Origin of the sequence: Kurthia sp. FSL E2-0154, from assembly GCF_038003625.1 — a bacterium.
Taxonomy (GTDB): domain Bacteria; phylum Bacillota; class Bacilli; order Bacillales_A; family Planococcaceae; genus Kurthia; species Kurthia gibsonii.
This window is the reverse complement of sequence record NZ_JBBOPO010000001.1, coordinates 1,713,864-1,730,000: the sequence shown is the minus strand read 5'-3', so window position 1 is coordinate 1,730,000 and position 16,137 is coordinate 1,713,864. Positions and strand designations below refer to the sequence as shown.

Below are 16,137 nucleotides of genomic sequence, written 5' to 3'. Positions count from 1 at the left end.
AGTATGGTGACATATGGAGCTGACGAATACTAATCGATCGAGGACTTAACCAAAACAATTGTGTTTCAATGAACCGTTTATCCAGTTTTGAAAGAATAAAAATTATTTTAGAAAAACGATTGACATTCACTCGTTAAACTGATATAATAATTCTTGTCCTTAAGAGAAATCTTAAGAAAATAGTCTGGTGGCGATAGCAAAGAGGTCATACCCGTTCCCATGCCGAACACGGAAGTCAAGCTCTTTAGCGCCGATGGTAGTTGGGGGTTTCCCCCTGTGAGAGTAGGACGCTGCCGGGCTGTTATATAATGGAGGATTAGCTCAGCTGGGAGAGCACCTGCCTTACAAGCAGGGGGTCGGCGGTTCGATCCCGTCATCCTCCACCATCAAAATATGCCGGTGTAGCTCAGTTGGTAGAGCAACTGACTTGTAATCAGTAGGTCGAGGGTTCGACTCCTTTCGCCGGCACCATTTTGAGTCATTAGCTCAGTTGGTAGAGCATCTGACTTTTAATCAGAGGGTCGCAGGTTCGAATCCTGCATGACTCACCACTTTAATATTTACTATGCGGGTGTGGCGGAATTGGCAGACGCACTAGACTTAGGATCTAGCGCCGCAAGGCGTGGGGGTTCGACTCCCTTCACCCGCACCATAGTTTCTTATAATTTCATAACTGTCAGATAAAAATATCTAAGCATATTGCGGAAGTAGTTCAGTGGTAGAACACCACCTTGCCAAGGTGGGGGTCGCGAGTTCGAACCTCGTCTTCCGCTCCAAATATGCCGGGGTGGCGGAACTGGCAGACGCACAGGACTTAAAATCCTGCGGTGAGTGATCACCGTGCCGGTTCGATTCCGGCCCTCGGCACCATTTTTTAAAAACCGTATATTATTTTTGCGCCCGTAGCTCAATTGGATAGAGCGTCTGACTACGGATCAGAAGGTTGTGGATTCGACTTCTGCCGGGCGCACCATTTCCGGAATGTAGCTCAGCTTGGTAGAGCACTTGGTTTGGGACCAAGGGGTCGCAGGTTCGAATCCTGTCATTCCGACCATTAACAACATACCCATTATATTGGGGCCTTAGCTCAGCTGGGAGAGCGCCTGCCTTGCACGCAGGAGGTCAGCGGTTCGATCCCGCTAGGCTCCACCAATTTAAAACTTTAACCAATATTATTATGGCGGCCTAGCTCAGCTGGCTAGAGCGTCCGGTTCATACCCGGGAGGTCGGGGGTTCGATCCCCTCGGCCGCCATATTACCTAAAGGACCTTTAGCTCAGTTGGTTAGAGCAGACGGCTCATAACCGTCCGGTCGCAGGTTCGAGTCCTGCAAGGTCCACCAAGTAAGAACTTTATATACTATCTCGGAGGAATACCCAAGTCTGGCTGAAGGGATCGGTCTTGAAAACCGACAGGCGGGTCAAACCGCGCGGGGGTTCGAATCCCTCTTCCTCCTCCATATTAGCCATACCATACAATATAAATATTATTATCGCGGGGTGGAGCAGTTCGGTAGCTCGTCGGGCTCATAACCCGAAGGTCGCAGGTTCAAATCCTGTCCCCGCAACCAATTAAAAATGGTCCGGTAGTTCAGCTGGTTAGAATGCCTGCCTGTCACGCAGGAGGTCGCGGGTTCGAGTCCCGTCCGGACCGCCATTTTTACAAAATATACATAAATACAATCATGGGTTTGTAGCTCAGTTGGTAGAGCATTAGATTGAAGCTCTAAGTGTCGGCGGTTCGATTCCGTCCAAACCCACCATGATTGCGGGTGTAGTTTAGTGGTAAAACCACAGCCTTCCAAGCTGTTGTCGGGAGTTCGATTCTCCTCACCCGCTCCAAAATGGGCCTATAGCTCAGCTGGTTAGAGCGCACGCCTGATAAGCGTGAGGTCGATGGTTCGAGTCCATTTAGGCCCACCATTTATATGATTCCGTTGTAGCTCAGTTGGTAGTAGCATCTGACTGTTAATCAGAGGGTCGCAGGTTCGAGTCCTGCCAACGGAGCCATATGGGGAAGTACTCAAGTGGCTGAAGAGGCGCCCCTGCTAAGGGTGTAGGTCGGGCAACCGGCGCGAGGGTTCAAATCCCTCCTTCTCCGCCATATTGGCCCCTTGGTCAAGCGGTTAAGACACCGCCCTTTCACGGCGGTAACACGGGTTCGAATCCCGTAGGGGTCATACTAATAATCGATTGCATATTATATGCAATCGATTATTTTTTTGTTTTTTAAATTATTTGGTCGGGTATTCTAACAAATATCTAGTATTAATTGAATATATGAAGTAACAGCGGTTATTTTATCTGGATGCATTATTGCCATAATGCAAGTTCAGGAGTTATTTGCCAATGAAAAAACCATACCGATTGTTATGAAAAAAATATAGAAGAAGAAAATAAAGTGCTACTTATTCAAAATAAAAATACCTTGAAAAAGAATATTAAAAGTAAAGAAGCTCTTTTAATTAACTTAAATACGAATCAAGTACTTTATGCAAAAGAAGCTGAAAAAAGAGCTTATCCAGATTCTTTAACTAAATTAATGACTGTTACTGTTGCATTAGAGAATATTCCGAATTTACAAAATAAAGTAACCGTTCCGAATTCAATTTTTGATTATATTCAACAAACAAACGCTTCGATTGTTGGATTTAAGCCTAATGAAAAAGTGAGAGTTGAAGATAGACTTTATGGTGTTATGTTACATTCAGGAGCAGATGCATCTTTAGCTATTGCAAAATATGTTGTAGGTGATGAAAAAAACTTCGTTCATTTAATGAATGAGAAGCTAAAAGAACTTGATATGAATCAAACTCATTTTGAAAATGTTGAAGGTCTCCATCATGGTAATCATTATTTAACTGCATATGATTTAATGAAGTTGCTTCAATATGGAATGAAAAACATAACATTTAAAGAAATCTTCTCTGCTAAACAGTATGGTGTTCAAAAACGTATTTACGTCCTCAAGGGTTTTCATTCTCAAGCACACTGTTTAATAAAATAAACTCTAATAAAAGTGTTCTTTTACATTTGTAGGTGAAAAAACAGGATATACATTAGAGAGTGATTTGTCACTTGCTTCAGTTGCTAATAAAAAGGGGAAGGGGCTGCAAGTGGAGAACCAATGCACATTGTAGATGCAACAACATTATATTCTGCTATTAATAAAAGTCGAAACGATGTCGTTACAGAACGATATTGTTTTGACTTTTTTCTTATATTTACTAGAACAATGTCTAAAACATCTATATAGTTAAAGTAATGGAATAGTAAAACGAGGTGTAAGAATGGAAATAATTGATTTGCATTGTGACGTTCTTTATACATTATCACAAGCAGAAGCACCAATCTCTTTTAAAAACAATGAGAAACTAGAAGTAACGTTAGAACAATTAAAAAAGACAAATACGAAATTACAAGTATTTGCGATTTTTATAGACGATACACTAAATGAAAATCAACGATACTTAGAAGCGATTCGCCAAGTAGAAATTTTTCATCAGGAAATCATAACACCTTATGAAGAAATGGTACACATTACAGATTGGAAACAACTACAACAATTACAACCAAATCAAATCGGTGCTGTTCTAAGTTTAGAAGGCTGCGATGCAATTGGTTCAGATCTGCGAAAACTCCAAACATTTATAGATGCAGGCATTTTATTATGCGGTCTAACATGGAATCATGAAAATGCAGTAGCTTATGGCGCTGAAGAGAATCCAGCAATGGGGATTAAACCTTTTGGTCGAGAAGTCATTGCTTTATTAAATGCACATCACATTATTATCGATGTATCGCATTTAAATGAACAGGGTTTTTGGGATACGTTGCAAGAAGCAAAGTATGTGATTGCTAGTCACTCAAATGCACGTGCTATTCAAGATCATCCACGTAATTTATATGATCAACAATTAAGAGCAGTTGCTGAAAAAGGTGGGCATGTACATTGTGTATTCTATCCTCCTTTTATTAGCAATGAAGCATCTGTGACAATTGATGACTTAGTAAAGCATATTAAACATCTTGCTAAAATTATCACACCATCTAGAGTTGGTCTTGGCTCAGATTTTGAGGGAATTGATTTGTATGTTGAAAATCTGACGAGAACAGAGGAAATACCGAATCTTTTACAAGCATTAGAGGGTATTTTTACAACAGAAGAAATAAAAGGAATTGCAGCTGAAAACTTTCAACATTTTATTTCTAAAATCGAAAGAAGCTAGGATTTATTATGTGCTGAATAGCTTATAAAGTTGTATGATAGTATATGAAGTAAGTATGTACGAGTAGATTTAGAATCTACTGACGGAGGTAATTTTGATGAATCGTAAATTGTCGACGATAAACGGCGATCTAAGTAAAACTGATCAGTCGACAGTCCACTTTTATATTGAGTCGAAAGAGTTAGAAACACAATCTACTTTAGTATTTTTTGAAATCGGCGAAGAAAAGTTTAAGGGACAATGTTTTTATTGGCAAAACAAAGATAAAGATTTCACTTTAGTTGGGCTAGGTCATGCTTATACAATTAAAAGTAATGATGCAGATGCTCGCTATGAAGATGTTGAAAAAGCATGGAAGCATTTGATTCATTCAACATCGTTAAAAGGAATTAAACAACAACCCATTCTATTTGGTAGCTTTACCTTTGATCCGAAAAAAGGTGTATCGGATGAATGGGCGAATTTTTCGCATGCGAATTTCGCACTGGCAAAACACCAATTAGTAGAGTCAAATGGACGTTTTTATATGAACACGCATCTTGTATCAGATGAAGTCATTACAGATGAAGATATTGAGCTTGCACGAGAAGAACGAGAAGCATTGCTTGAACAAGCGAAAGGACGTACATTAAAGACGTATATCAAACCACATGTTGTATTAACAGAAGAACCGTATAAAGAGGAATATCTTCAATCTATTACACAAGTAACAAATCAAATCAAAGCAAAACAAGCAGATAAAGTCGTGATTGCGCGCTCACTTGCGCTGACGTTTGACAAAGAAGTAAATACGTCGAATTTATTAGCGCAACTTTCAGAAGAACAACCAGAAAGTTATTTATTTGCACAGGAGCAAGGGCAAGACTTGTTTTTAGGTGCCACACCTGAGCGACTAGTTTTTGTAAATCATAAAAAAGCGTATTCATCTTGTGTAGCGGGTTCAATTCGACGTGGTACAACGGTTCAAGAAGATGAGGAGTTTGGACGTATTCTTTTAAATGATACGAAGAATTTACAAGAACATCAGTATGTTGTAGATATGATTTCAAATTCATTTAAAGAAACGTGTGAACAGTATACGTTACCAAATCATCCAGATTTATTAAAGATTCGTGATATTCAGCATCTTCATACGCCAATTGAAGGTATTTTAAAAGAAGATGCGACAATCTTACAAATGGTTGAAAAATTACATCCAACGCCTGCGCTTGGAGGGTCACCACGTGAAGTTGCGATGGAGATGATTCGCCAGTATGAACCGATGAATCGTGGTGTATATGCAGCACCAATTGGTTGGCTTAACGCAGATGGCGACGGTGAGTTTGCTGTTGCGATTCGTTCAGCATTATTACAAGATAAAAAAGCTTATTTATATGCAGGCGGCGGCATTGTAGCAGATTCTGAACCACAAAGTGAATACGAGGAAACATTGGTGAAGTTTAGACCGATGTTACGTACATTAGGAGGAAAGTTGAATGATGAATAAGCAAATTCTATCGGATTATGTTTATCGAATCATCGGCTCATTAGCAGAGTCTGGCGTAACCGATGTTGTTATAAGTCCAGGATCACGTTCGACACCTCTTGCTTATGGGTTTGCATCTTCTAAAGAGTTTAACGTAGTTCGACAAGTAGATGAGCGCTCAGCAGCCTTTTTAGCGCTAGGTATGGCGAAAACAAAGGCGAAGCCTGTTGTGTTACTCTGTACATCAGGGACAGCAGCAGCCAACTACTTTCCTGCGATTGTAGAAGCATATTATGCACGAGTTCCACTTATTATTTTAACAGCAGATCGTCCGCATGAACTGCGCGACGTCGGAGCACCGCAAGCGATTAATCAACCGGACTTATATGGACATCATGTGAAATGGTCTGTTGATTTACCAATTCCAGACGAATATGAAGCGACACTGCCTCATATTGAACGTCATATTGCACGCGCTACAACTGTGTCGATGGCTTCTCCTAAAGGACCTGTACATTTAAATATTCCTTTTAGAGAACCGCTTTTGATTGATTTTCAAGATGAATTACCAAAGCCAACTTTTCATCAGTCATTTACTGCGAAACTCGTACCAAGTAATGATGCACTACAATTTTGGAAAGAGGCTATTCAACAAGCTAGAAAAGGTTTTGTTGTAATGGGGGAATTAGCAGAAGGTACAGATTTAAACGAAGTTTGGTCATTTATTCGTACATTAAAGTGGCCTGTATTAGTTGAAAGTTTATCGCAGCTACGTACCCAAGTGCCAAATGACTGTAAGCATTATGTGATCGAACATTATGATAGTATCTTAAAAAATGATGTATTTAAAAAGAACATGCATCCAGATACGGTCATTCGATTTGGTGCGCAGCCTGTTTCAAAGCCGCTAACACTATTTTTAAAAGCCGTGAAACCTCGTACTTTTATTACAGTAGATGAAGATAGTTTATTTAGAGATCCGTTAGGTGTTACAACTACACACATTCAAGCAGAAATCGATTCTTGGATGTCTGATTTTAATGTAGATGAGATGAACTATGATGTGGAATATCAACAAATCTTTACACGAGCAAATGAAATTGCATGTCAACATGTCAAAGCCTATATTGCTCAAGAGCATGATGAAGGTGCACTGGCAGGAACGCTGTTTGAATGTTTACCAGATCAAAGTGATTTAGTTGTGAGCAGTAGTATGCCAATACGTGATGTAGATACATTCTTCTATCAAACTGAACGTAATATTCGTATATTTGCGAATCGTGGTGCAAATGGTATTGATGGTGTTGTATCTACTGCAATTGGCGCACAATTAGGTACGATGCGCGACACGTACTTATTAATTGGTGATTTAGCATTTTTACATGATGCGAATGGTTTGCTTGCGAGTCGTTATCAAGATACACAGTTAACGATTATTGTGATGAATAATGATGGTGGCGGTATTTTCTCTTATTTAGCACAATCATCTATTGAAGCACATTATGAACAATTATTTGGTACACCTACAGGGCTTGGCTTTGAAGAATTGGCACGTATGTATGATGCACAGTATGAGCATGTTCATACGAAGGAAGAATTTAAGTCTGTTTTACAACAACCGAAAGAAAAAAATCTTCGAATCATTGAAGTACAAACGAATCGTGAAGAGAATGTTGTCACACATCGTAAACTATGGGCAGGCATGAATGAGGAGCTTAATCAATTATGGCAAGTGTAATAACGAATATACGTGGCATTGATGTACATTATGAAGTACATAATGCCCGACAAGAGCAAACAATTGTCTTTTTACATGGCTTTACAGGTAGTACACGCACGTGGGATGAAGTGATTGAACAACTTCCTGCTACACATCGTCTGATTACGATTGACTTAGTTGGACATGGTCAGACGGATGCACCGAAGTTATTGCGCTATTATTCTATGCAAGAACAAGTTGAAATATTAGAAGCCTTCTTTGAATGGAAACAAATCGAACAATTCGATTTAATTGGTTATTCAATGGGAGGACGTGTGGCGTTAGCTTATGCAATGAATTATCCACAACGTATTCATACGCTAATTTTAGAAAATGCGTCACCAGGTTTAAAAACAATTGAAGAGCGAGAGCAGCGTATTCAGTTGGATCATTTACTGGCAGATCGAATTGAACAGCGAGGTATCGTGGATTTCGTTGATTATTGGCAAGATATCCCGTTATTCCAAACACAAAAGTTATTATCTGAAGAAAAGCAACATGCGATTCGACAGGAACGCTTGAATCAACAAGAGATTGGTTTAGCGAACAGTTTACGTGGAATGGGAACAGGGCAACAAAATTCATATTGGTCGGAGTTGTCAAAATTCGAGAAAAATGTGGTATTATTAAATGGAGAGCTTGACTTGAAGTTTATAACAATCTCTGAGCAGATGAAGGGACTATTTCCAAATGCTCAACAAATTGTTGTACCAAAAGTTGGGCATGCAATTCATGTGGAAAATCCACAATCTTTTGCTACAATAGTAAAAGAGCAATTACATCTATAATAGTAGGAGGAGTTCATAATGACTCGTCAATGGGTAACAGAACATGTCTATGAAGACATTAAATATGAATCATACAATGGAATCGCAAAAATTACGATTAACCGTCCAGAGGTTCGTAATGCATTCCGTCCAAAAACAACTGCTGAAATGATTGATGCTTTCACACGTGCGCGTGATGATGCGAAAATCGGTGCAATCATCTTAACAGGTGAAGGCGAAAAAGCATTCTGTTCAGGCGGTGACCAAAAAGTACGTGGTAACGGTGGTTATGTAGGTGACGATAATATTCCACGTCTAAACGTATTAGATTTACAAACATTAATTCGTAAAATTCCAAAACCAGTTGTTGCGATGGTAGCAGGTTATGCAATCGGTGGCGGACACGTATTACACGTTGTTTGTGACTTAACAATCGCAGCTGATAATGCACGCTTCGGTCAAACAGGTCCTCGCGTAGGTTCATTTGACGGTGGTTACGGTGCAGGTTACTTAGCACGTATTATTGGTCATAAAAAAGCACGTGAAATTTGGTTCTTATGCCGTCAATATGATGCACAAGAAGCACTTGATATGGGCTTAGTTAATACAGTAGTACCTTACGAGCAGTTAGAAGACGAAACAGTGAAATGGTGTGAAGAAATGCTTGCACTTTCACCAATGGCTCTTCGTATGTTAAAAGGCGCGTTCAATGCAGATTCAGACGGTCTAGCAGGTATTCAACAACTTGCAGGTGACGCAACACTTCTTTACTACACATCAGATGAAGCAAAAGAAGGTCGCGATGCATTCAAAGAAAAACGTCAACCAGACTTCGGTCAGTTCCCACGTTTCCCATAGAACTTAAATAATTATAAAAAGTAGCGTAGACCTTTGGATGGTTTACGCTACTTTTTTATTATCATAATCCCATGCGTTCGCGGAATGTATGCTCTGTGTAAGCTTTTCTAAAAATATCTCTTTTTTGCATTTCAGGAACAATCATGTCAACAAAATCTTCTAAACTATCAGGTAATATTGGAGGCATAAGGTTAAATCCATCAGCTACGCCTTCCTTAAACCATATCTCCATTTGATCAACAATTTCCTGTGGTGTACCAATCAATGTACAATGTCCACCACCAGCATTCAAGTAACCGAGTAATTCTTTCACAGTTGGATCAGTATCACGAATGATTTCTAGAATCGTTTCGTAGCGTCCCACAGGTCCATTGAATGCTTCTACAGGAGGTAATGGAGGGACCTTTTCATCAACATTCCAATTTGAGCAGTCTTGCTGAATAAATGAACTTAATTGTTTTAAAGCAACTTCAATTGGGAGAGCTTGGTCTATAGCTTTTTTTTTAGCTAAAGCTTCTTCATGTGTATGACCTACATATGTTACTAATCCAGGTAAAATTTTAATATGTTTCTTAGAGTTAGATGATTTTTCAATTGCGTCATTTAATTTATGTCGAAAATTTTTAGCTTGCTTGAGATTCCATGAGACTGAATAGACTACTTCCGCATGATTAGCCGCTAAAGCAACGCCCTGTTTTGAAGCACCTGCCTGCATTTTGACCGGTGCACCTTGTGGACTTTTTGGTACAGTAGAAGGACCTGCAACTTGGAAATAATGACCACTGTGATTAAAAGAGTGAATATTTGAAGTATTGATGATTTTATTTTCTTCACGATTATGGACGAAATCGCAAGCATCCCAAGATAAAAATAGCTGATCCATAAGTATCGAAAACTCTTCAGCTTTTTCATAGCGTTGATTATGGGGTGGTAATGCCTCCATACTATGATTACGAGCTTCATTGTCACTCATTGATGTAACGAGATTCCAACCTACGCGCCCTTCGGTAAGATGATCTAAACTTAATAGCTGTCTAGAAGCTGTATAGGGATTAGAAAAAGTACTTGAAATAGTGGCAACTAAACCAATATGATGGGTTACTTGAGAAATAGCTGTTAAGTTAATTAGTGGATCAAACCAAAATGCAGGCATGACTTGTGCATCATTTGCTGGAAAAGCATGATGATCTGCAAAAAATACAGCGTCTAACAATCCTTTTTCCGCTAGTTGAGCTAATTCTTGATAATAAGAGATACTTCCAATATCCTCAATGCGTGAATTGTCCATTAGCCAAGCTGCTTGATGATGACCACAACCATATAGTAAAACACCTATATGTAACTGTTTTTCTGTAGTTTTTAACATGATTTACACCTCGATTTATTTTGGATAGAGATTAGTTCATTGTTAAACCACCATCTACTGTAAAGTTCTGTCCTGTAATTCCATGTGCTTTTTCGGAACATAGATACGCTACCATATTGGCAACATCTTGTGGTGTGGTTACTTTTCTTAAAGGTGTAGATTGAGAGATTAAATCGAATACTTCAGGTGTTGTAACAGCACTGGCATCTGTTGTTTTTAAAAGACCTCCTGAAACAACATTTGCTCGGATGCCATAAACGCCTAATTCTGAAGCGAGATTACGTGTGAAACCAATCAAAGCTGCTTTAGCAGTTGTGTATTCATGGTAGGGTACGACAGGATTTTGAAATAAATTAGTACCAATACTAATAATGCTACCATTTTTTCTTTCAATAAATTGCGGAATTACACTCTGGCTTGTATTGAATGCCGCTTTTAACGTACCATCCAGCTGTTTTTGATAATCATCCCAAGAAAGGTCTTTGAAAGATTTTTGTTTAATCGGATCAAATTTAAAGTCGATTAATGCATTATTTACAACAGCGTCTATTTGACCAAAGTGTTCTGTTGCCATGTTCATTAATTGATCGACTTCTTGTCGATTCGTTACATTAGCTTGAATAGCAATCGCTTTGTCTTCACCAATTTCAGCTACTAATTTTTCAGCAGCTTCTTTACTTTGATAATAATTAATGACAACTTGAAAATCTTGTTGTGCAAGTGTTTTGACAATAACTGCACCTAACCCTCTACTCCCACCTGTGACTACTACTGTTTTTTTCATTCAAAACAACTCCTCTTAATTTATTTTAACTTAAAAAAATACACAACCTTCGTAGGAAAGTTGTGTATAACAAATCATTGCATAACAAAAAAGTATAGACTTTTTTCAGTATGTATAGAATTGACACTTTCCTACGCTAGTATTAACTAGTTCAGGTTCAAAGGGTTTGAGTAGGACTCATCTCAGTTAAATAACACCCCTAGTGTAGACCTATTAAGTTACATTGAATACTAACTTATAAGGTTTATATTGTCAAATTTGTTTATTATTTATAACGATAATAAACAAAAGTTTGTTTTTATAAACATTTGACATATAACTTAATTTTGTTTATGATGTAAACAAATAAAACTTAGGGTGATGACATTGACGGAGAGAGAACAAGCACTGATTCAACTCATTAAGGAAAACCCGTTTATGCAGCAACAAGAGATGGCTGAAAAATTAGAAATGTCGAGACCGGCTCTAGCTAACTTAATATCGGGGTTAGTGAAAAAGGGTAAAATTATAGGGAGAGCGTATGTGTTGCCAAAAGAAAACAAAATTATATGTATTGGTGGAGCCAATATGGACCGAAAACTTCATTTGAAGGGACAGGTTCAGATGGGGACATCAAATCCTGTAACATCTACAGAAAGTGTAGGCGGCGTAGCGCGAAATATTGCTGAAAACTTGGGAAGACTTGGACATCAAGTGAGTTTACTGACGACTGCTGGAAAAGATTCTGATTGGCAAGCAATTGTTGCAGCTTCGAATGCTTTTATTCATTTAGAAGAAGTCGAGCAGTTGGAACAATGTTCAACAGGTTCTTACACAGCCATTATGGATGAACAAGGCGAATTGGTTATGGCAACAGCGAATATGGACGTCTATGATGCATTAACACCACAAATTCTAATGAAGCATGAACATGTTTTATCAACTGCTCAGGCAATTATAGTTGATTTGAATTGTCCGAAAGAAACAGTTGATTATATTCAACAATTTGCAGTAACGAGAGAAGTACCTCTTATTATTGTGCCGGTATCTTCTCCAAAGATGAACCGTATGCCAACAACATTAGAAGGCGTTACATGGTTCATCTGTAATACAGATGAAGCCGAAACATTAACAAATCGTACGATTACATCAGAAGCAGATTATTTACAAGCAATTCAAGAAATCGCTCAGATGGGCGTAGAAAATGTCGTAATTACAGCTGGCGCAAAGGGAGTTTATGCTGCAAACAAGAACTTGATGCCAACACATTTTGAAGCACGAGCAGCAAATCAAATTGAGGATGTTACAGGCGCAGGAGATGCATTCGTCTCAGCAGTTGTACATGCTTGGTTAGAGAAGTACACATTTGAACAGACGATTCAAGCAGGATTAATCAATGCGAAAAATACGCTTGAATCTAAGTTTACTGTACGTCCTGAATTAACAAAACAATCGTTAGAACAAGAACTGGAGGATTAATTATGAAACAATACATCGAATTATCAAAAGAAGTACAAGAAGGAATGGACGCTGGTAAAGCTATCGTTGCATTGGAATCAACAATTATCTCACACGGTATGCCCTACCCACAAAATGTACAAACAGCACGTGAAGTAGAACAAATCATTCGTGAATATGGTGCAGTTCCAGCAACAATCGCAATTATCGACGGTAAAATCAAAATCGGTTTATCAGATGAAGAATTAGAAATGTTCGGTAATGCGGATAATGTAGCAAAAGCTTCTCGTCGTGATATTCCATACTTAATCGCAACGAAAAAAATCGGTGCAACAACAGTAGCGGCAACAATGATTGCAGCTGAATTAGCAGGAATCGAGTTATTCGTAACAGGTGGTATTGGTGGCGTTCACCGCGGCGCAGAAACAACAATGGATATTTCAGCTGACTTAGAAGAATTAGCAACTTCTAAAGTAGGTGTTGTATGTGCAGGTGCAAAATCAATTTTAGATATTGGTTTAACACTTGAATTCTTAGAAACAAAAGGTGTGCCTGTTATTGGATACGGTACAGACGAATTACCAGCATTCTTCACACGTAAATCAGGATTTGATGTAAACTTCCGTCAAGATACACCTGCAGAAGTTGCAGCAACTTTACGTACAAAATGGAACTTAAATATGGCTGGTGGCGCGGTAATCGCTAACCCAATCCCAGAAGAAGATGCATTAGACCATGACTTCATTACAAATATTATTCATGAAGCATTAAAAGAAGCAGAAGAAAATAATATTCAAGGTAAATCAGTTACGCCATTCTTATTAGGTAAAGTAAAAGAGTTAACAGAAGGTAAGAGCCTAGTAGCTAACATTGCATTAGTAAAACACAATGCGCATATCGGTGCTCAAATCGCAGTTGAATTAAATAAAACAAAATAATATACGAACGGAAACCTTTCGATTTGAGGGGTTTCCGTTTTGTATTTCACATGTTTCGTATTAGAATAAGAAAGGATGAAAACAATAGAGTTAGGGATGAAAAAAATGATACCAAACTGGATTGAGCAACGCACGTCATTAACACCTCATCGTGTAGCATTAACTTTTCAAGATGAGAAATGGACGTATGAACAGCTATCCGAACAATCAAAATATTATGCTGGTGCTATAAAAGCTGCCGGTTTACATGAAGGACAACGCGTTGCCATTTTTGGGCGGTCAACACCGCATCTTATTCGGACGATTTTTGCATGTATGCAATTGCGTATCGAGATGGTGTTATTAAATTTACGATTAACAGAAGCAGAGCTTGCTTATCAAATTCAGGATGCACAAGTAGATGCATTACTTGTGGATGACGATTTAGTAGAACAATTACCTTCTACGCATAAATTGCAAATTCTATTTTCTGATTTAATGACCTCACAAGAAAAGGCAGAGGTAATTAAACATTGGTCACGAGATGAAACAATGACGATTATGTACACATCAGGTACAACTAGTAAACCAAAGGGTGTTCGTCAAACGATTGGTAATCATATGGCGAGTGCGACTTCAGCACTTTATAATACAGGTTTAGTAGAAGATGAAGCATGGATTTGTACAGTCCCTATTTTCCATATTAGCGGGTTCTCTATGCTGTGCAAATGTATTTTACATGGTGTTCGACTAGATTTGTATGAGAAATATACAGTCGAAGAAGTAGCGACACAATTAATTGAAGGTACAGCGACTCGTATGTCAGCTGTCGCGGTCATGTTAGAGAAGTTAGTGTCTTATATTGAAGACCAAGAACAGCGGGTATCACCAAAGTTCCAATTACTATTAGTAGGTGGTGGTCCTGTTCCCAAAAGCTATTTAACACGTGCAGAAGCCATTGGTCTACGTGTAGCGCAAACATACGGCATGACGGAAACAGCAAGCCAAGTAGCGACACTCTCCAGTAAAGACGCGCTTCGTAAAGTGGGTTCTGTTGGAAAACCACTGATGTTTAACGAAATTTGTATTGCAGGAGCAGAAAGACCATTTGACCATGGAGAGATTTGTGTAAGAGGAGACAGTGTGACACCAGGTTATGTTGGACAACATGCTCATATTAAAACACAGGTAGACGGTTTTTTACACACAGGAGATATTGGCTATTTTGATGATGAAGGTTACCTTTATGTAGCAGATCGTCGTTCAGATTTAATTATCTCAGGTGGAGAAAATATTTATCCAGCTGAAATTGAAAATGTATTAGCAGGGCATCCGCATATTGCCGCAGTTGGTGTATGTGGTGTCCAAGATGAGATATGGGGACAAGTTCCGGCTGCCTTTATTATGTCAAAAGAGACAACATTGAATGCAGAAACGATTTTAGCCTTTTGCGAAGATAAATTAGCGAAATATAAACTACCCAAACAAATTCATTTCGTCGAAGAATTACCGCGAAATGGTACAGGAAAATTACTTCGTCGTAAATTACTGGAATTAATACCAAAATAATATTGAAAAAGAGGAATCATTTTTATACGATTCCTCTTTTAGTATGCATTTTTTTGTTTTTTAAGCCACTCTTGCATGAATGGAATGAATTTTTTGGAAGCAGGTGACAAACTTTTTAAATCGTCTTTTGATGTAATGCCGAGTGTACGAACATGGTTTGGTTCAAGAGGTAGGCTTATCATATCATCAGCGTGGTCTTGAATGAGTAGCTCTGATAATAAAGAGATACCAAGGCCTTGTTTAACCATGGCAATAATTGCTTCATCACCACGAATTTGATACGCAATATTTGGCTTAACATTTGCTTGTTTAAAAATACGTTGTACATCCTTATGTGTATCTTCATATGGAATAATACAAGGTTCTTCTGCAAATTGCTCAATTGAAAACGTATGATTTTCTGCAAGTGTATGATTTTCAGGAAGAATTGCCATCATGCGATCTTCCATGAGTGGTAAAAAGTGAAATTCTTCTGGACGCTGAATTGTGCTAATTGCAAAATCAATATGGCCTTCTTCAAGCCATGCATGGATCTCATCTGAGTTTCCTTCAAATAAATGAATATCAATTTTAGGATAACTTTTATGGAATTCCTTTAATAAATAAGGCATCCAATGAACGCAGATGGACGTATAAGCGCCAATCCGAATTGCCCCGACATCTAAACCATGAATGGCACAAACGGCTTCAGAGAGATGTTCATAGCGTTGTACGATATCTTGCATGATTGGAAGAAGCTCAAGCCCATTATCAGTGGGGGTCACACCACTTTTGCTACGTGTTAATAACGAAAAACCATAATCATCTTCTAATGAATGAATCATATGACTGATGCTTGGTTGCGTATAATCAAGTGCTTCTGCCGCTTTCGTCAATGAACCAAATTTTACAGCTGCAATGTATGCTTTTAATTTTAAAATACTCATGTAATCACCTAACTATAGAAAAATGTAATGTTAACTATATAATAAATTCAATTTACTTATAT

Annotated in this window: 12 protein-coding genes, 20 tRNA genes, 2 rRNA genes and 1 riboswitch (1 of these 35 cut by a window edge); of the genes, 31 read left to right on the top strand and 3 right to left on the bottom strand. The window is 38.5% G+C overall.

Going from position 1 to position 16,137, the window contains the following annotated elements; translation table 11 throughout:
* The 28 genes from MHB75_RS08555 to menB form a co-directional block, all read left to right on the top strand.
* A 23S ribosomal RNA gene (locus MHB75_RS08555) occupies positions 1–53 on the top strand; it begins 2,877 nt to the left of the window's first position.
* Between the two features lie 130 nt (positions 54–183).
* Positions 184–299 (top strand): 5S ribosomal RNA (gene rrf, locus MHB75_RS08550).
* Between the two features lie 11 nt (positions 300–310).
* Positions 311–386: transfer RNA gene (locus tag MHB75_RS08545), tRNA-Val, on the top strand.
* A 9-nt stretch (positions 387–395) separates the two neighbouring features.
* Positions 396–471 (top strand) — tRNA-Thr (locus MHB75_RS08540).
* A gap of 4 nt (positions 472–475) precedes the next feature.
* A tRNA-Lys gene (locus tag MHB75_RS08535) sits at positions 476–551 on the top strand.
* A gap of 16 nt (positions 552–567) precedes the next feature.
* Positions 568–652: transfer RNA gene (locus tag MHB75_RS08530), tRNA-Leu, on the top strand.
* Positions 653–701: 49 nt separating this feature from the next.
* Positions 702–776: transfer RNA gene (locus MHB75_RS08525), tRNA-Gly, on the top strand.
* A gap of 5 nt (positions 777–781) precedes the next feature.
* Positions 782–870: transfer RNA gene (locus tag MHB75_RS08520), tRNA-Leu, on the top strand.
* Between the two features lie 26 nt (positions 871–896).
* A tRNA-Arg gene (locus MHB75_RS08515) sits at positions 897–973 on the top strand.
* A 4-nt stretch (positions 974–977) separates the two neighbouring features.
* Positions 978–1,054: transfer RNA gene (locus tag MHB75_RS08510), tRNA-Pro, on the top strand.
* Between the two features lie 22 nt (positions 1,055–1,076).
* Positions 1,077–1,152, top strand: a tRNA-Ala gene (locus MHB75_RS08505).
* A 27-nt stretch (positions 1,153–1,179) separates the two neighbouring features.
* Positions 1,180–1,253: transfer RNA gene (locus tag MHB75_RS08500), tRNA-Met, on the top strand.
* Positions 1,254–1,264: 11 nt separating this feature from the next.
* A tRNA-Ile gene (locus MHB75_RS08495) sits at positions 1,265–1,341 on the top strand.
* Positions 1,342–1,365: 24 nt separating this feature from the next.
* A tRNA-Ser gene (locus MHB75_RS08490) sits at positions 1,366–1,458 on the top strand.
* Between the two features lie 34 nt (positions 1,459–1,492).
* Positions 1,493–1,569 (top strand) — tRNA-Met (locus MHB75_RS08485).
* Between the two features lie 9 nt (positions 1,570–1,578).
* A tRNA-Asp gene (locus tag MHB75_RS08480) sits at positions 1,579–1,655 on the top strand.
* A gap of 30 nt (positions 1,656–1,685) precedes the next feature.
* Positions 1,686–1,761: transfer RNA gene (locus MHB75_RS08475), tRNA-Phe, on the top strand.
* 5 nt (positions 1,762–1,766) lie between these two features.
* Positions 1,767–1,840 (top strand) — tRNA-Gly (locus tag MHB75_RS08470).
* 4 nt (positions 1,841–1,844) lie between these two features.
* Positions 1,845–1,921: transfer RNA gene (locus MHB75_RS08465), tRNA-Ile, on the top strand.
* A 10-nt stretch (positions 1,922–1,931) separates the two neighbouring features.
* Positions 1,932–2,008, top strand: a tRNA-Asn gene (locus tag MHB75_RS08460).
* A 3-nt stretch (positions 2,009–2,011) separates the two neighbouring features.
* Positions 2,012–2,102 (top strand) — tRNA-Ser (locus tag MHB75_RS08455).
* A 4-nt stretch (positions 2,103–2,106) separates the two neighbouring features.
* Positions 2,107–2,178 (top strand) — tRNA-Glu (locus tag MHB75_RS08450).
* A 248-nt stretch (positions 2,179–2,426) separates the two neighbouring features.
* The gene (locus MHB75_RS08445) at positions 2,427–3,005 is read left to right on the top strand and encodes a D-alanyl-D-alanine carboxypeptidase family protein (protein ID WP_340997092.1); all 579 of its coding nucleotides are present in this window, start codon (positions 2,427–2,429) and stop codon (positions 3,003–3,005) included.
* A 283-nt stretch (positions 3,006–3,288) separates the two neighbouring features.
* Complete coding sequence (locus MHB75_RS08440; protein ID WP_340997091.1) at positions 3,289–4,227, top strand: dipeptidase; 939 nt, start codon at positions 3,289–3,291, stop codon at positions 4,225–4,227.
* A 97-nt stretch (positions 4,228–4,324) separates the two neighbouring features.
* Positions 4,325–5,713 carry an isochorismate synthase gene (locus MHB75_RS08435; protein WP_340997090.1) on the top strand — a complete coding sequence of 463 codons (1,389 nt, stop codon included), beginning with the start codon at positions 4,325–4,327 and terminating at the stop codon, positions 5,711–5,713.
* Positions 5,703–7,430: a 2-succinyl-5-enolpyruvyl-6-hydroxy-3-cyclohexene-1-carboxylic-acid synthase gene (gene menD, locus MHB75_RS08430; protein WP_340997089.1), complete on the top strand. Its 1,728-nt coding sequence runs from the start codon at positions 5,703–5,705 to the stop codon at positions 7,428–7,430. Before MHB75_RS08435 ends, menD begins: the two co-directional genes overlap by 11 nt.
* The gene (gene menH / locus MHB75_RS08425; RefSeq protein WP_141274622.1) at positions 7,418–8,239 is read left to right on the top strand and encodes a 2-succinyl-6-hydroxy-2,4-cyclohexadiene-1-carboxylate synthase; all 822 of its coding nucleotides are present in this window, start codon (positions 7,418–7,420) and stop codon (positions 8,237–8,239) included. The genes menD and menH overlap by 13 nt, the downstream gene beginning before the upstream one ends.
* Before the next feature lie 18 nt (positions 8,240–8,257).
* Positions 8,258–9,076, top strand: a complete 819-nt coding sequence (gene menB / locus MHB75_RS08420) for a 1,4-dihydroxy-2-naphthoyl-CoA synthase (RefSeq protein WP_068451610.1) — start codon at positions 8,258–8,260, stop codon at positions 9,074–9,076.
* Positions 9,077–9,137: 61 nt separating this feature from the next.
* Here the strand turns inward: menB and MHB75_RS08415 are convergent, their stop codons facing one another.
* Together MHB75_RS08415 and MHB75_RS08410 are read right to left on the bottom strand one after the other, a co-directional pair.
* Positions 9,138–10,442: an NtaA/DmoA family FMN-dependent monooxygenase gene (locus MHB75_RS08415; RefSeq protein ID WP_340997084.1), complete on the bottom strand. Its 1,305-nt coding sequence runs from the start codon at positions 10,440–10,442 to the stop codon at positions 9,138–9,140.
* A 31-nt stretch (positions 10,443–10,473) separates the two neighbouring features.
* On the bottom strand, positions 10,474–11,226 hold the full coding sequence (locus tag MHB75_RS08410; protein ID WP_141274624.1) for a 3-oxoacyl-ACP reductase: 753 nt from the start codon (positions 11,224–11,226) through the stop codon (positions 10,474–10,476).
* A 111-nt stretch (positions 11,227–11,337) separates the two neighbouring features.
* Positions 11,338–11,437, bottom strand: a riboswitch (TPP riboswitch).
* A 149-nt stretch (positions 11,438–11,586) separates the two neighbouring features.
* Here MHB75_RS08410 and MHB75_RS08405 point away from each other — a divergent pair.
* The 3 genes from MHB75_RS08405 (at position 11,587) to MHB75_RS08395 (ending at position 15,149) form a co-directional block, all read left to right on the top strand.
* Positions 11,587–12,684: a carbohydrate kinase gene (locus tag MHB75_RS08405; protein WP_340998601.1), complete on the top strand. Its 1,098-nt coding sequence runs from the start codon at positions 11,587–11,589 to the stop codon at positions 12,682–12,684.
* 2 nt (positions 12,685–12,686) lie between these two features.
* Entirely contained in the window at positions 12,687–13,601 is a 915-nt protein-coding gene (locus MHB75_RS08400; RefSeq protein WP_141274626.1) for a pseudouridine-5'-phosphate glycosidase, read from the top strand.
* Positions 13,602–13,676: 75 nt separating this feature from the next.
* Positions 13,677–15,149: an o-succinylbenzoate--CoA ligase gene (locus MHB75_RS08395; RefSeq protein WP_340997080.1), complete on the top strand. Its 1,473-nt coding sequence runs from the start codon at positions 13,677–13,679 to the stop codon at positions 15,147–15,149.
* 38 nt (positions 15,150–15,187) lie between these two features.
* On the opposite strand, the gene MHB75_RS08390 is transcribed toward MHB75_RS08395, so the two are convergent.
* Positions 15,188–16,075, bottom strand: coding sequence for a LysR family transcriptional regulator (locus MHB75_RS08390; protein WP_340997079.1), 888 nt, complete (start codon positions 16,073–16,075; stop codon positions 15,188–15,190).
* Between the last annotated feature and the right edge of the window lie 62 nt (positions 16,076–16,137).

Coding starts and splice junctions, on each gene's coding strand:
- MHB75_RS08440 (WP_340997091.1), top strand. CDS start 3,289: ATGGAAATAATTGATTTGCATTGTGACGTTCTTTATACATTATCACAA.
- MHB75_RS08435 (WP_340997090.1), top strand. CDS start 4,325: ATGAATCGTAAATTGTCGACGATAAACGGCGATCTAAGTAAAACTGAT.
- menD (WP_340997089.1), top strand. CDS start 5,703: ATGATGAATAAGCAAATTCTATCGGATTATGTTTATCGAATCATCGGC.
- menH (WP_141274622.1), top strand. CDS start 7,418: ATGGCAAGTGTAATAACGAATATACGTGGCATTGATGTACATTATGAA.
- menB (WP_068451610.1), top strand. CDS start 8,258: ATGACTCGTCAATGGGTAACAGAACATGTCTATGAAGACATTAAATAT.
- MHB75_RS08415 (WP_340997084.1), bottom strand. CDS start 10,442: ATGTTAAAAACTACAGAAAAACAGTTACATATAGGTGTTTTACTATAT.
- MHB75_RS08410 (WP_141274624.1), bottom strand. CDS start 11,226: ATGAAAAAAACAGTAGTAGTCACAGGTGGGAGTAGAGGGTTAGGTGCA.
- MHB75_RS08405 (WP_340998601.1), top strand. CDS start 11,587: ATGACATTGACGGAGAGAGAACAAGCACTGATTCAACTCATTAAGGAA.
- MHB75_RS08400 (WP_141274626.1), top strand. CDS start 12,687: ATGAAACAATACATCGAATTATCAAAAGAAGTACAAGAAGGAATGGAC.
- MHB75_RS08395 (WP_340997080.1), top strand. CDS start 13,677: ATGAAAACAATAGAGTTAGGGATGAAAAAAATGATACCAAACTGGATT.
- MHB75_RS08390 (WP_340997079.1), bottom strand. CDS start 16,075: ATGAGTATTTTAAAATTAAAAGCATACATTGCAGCTGTAAAATTTGGT.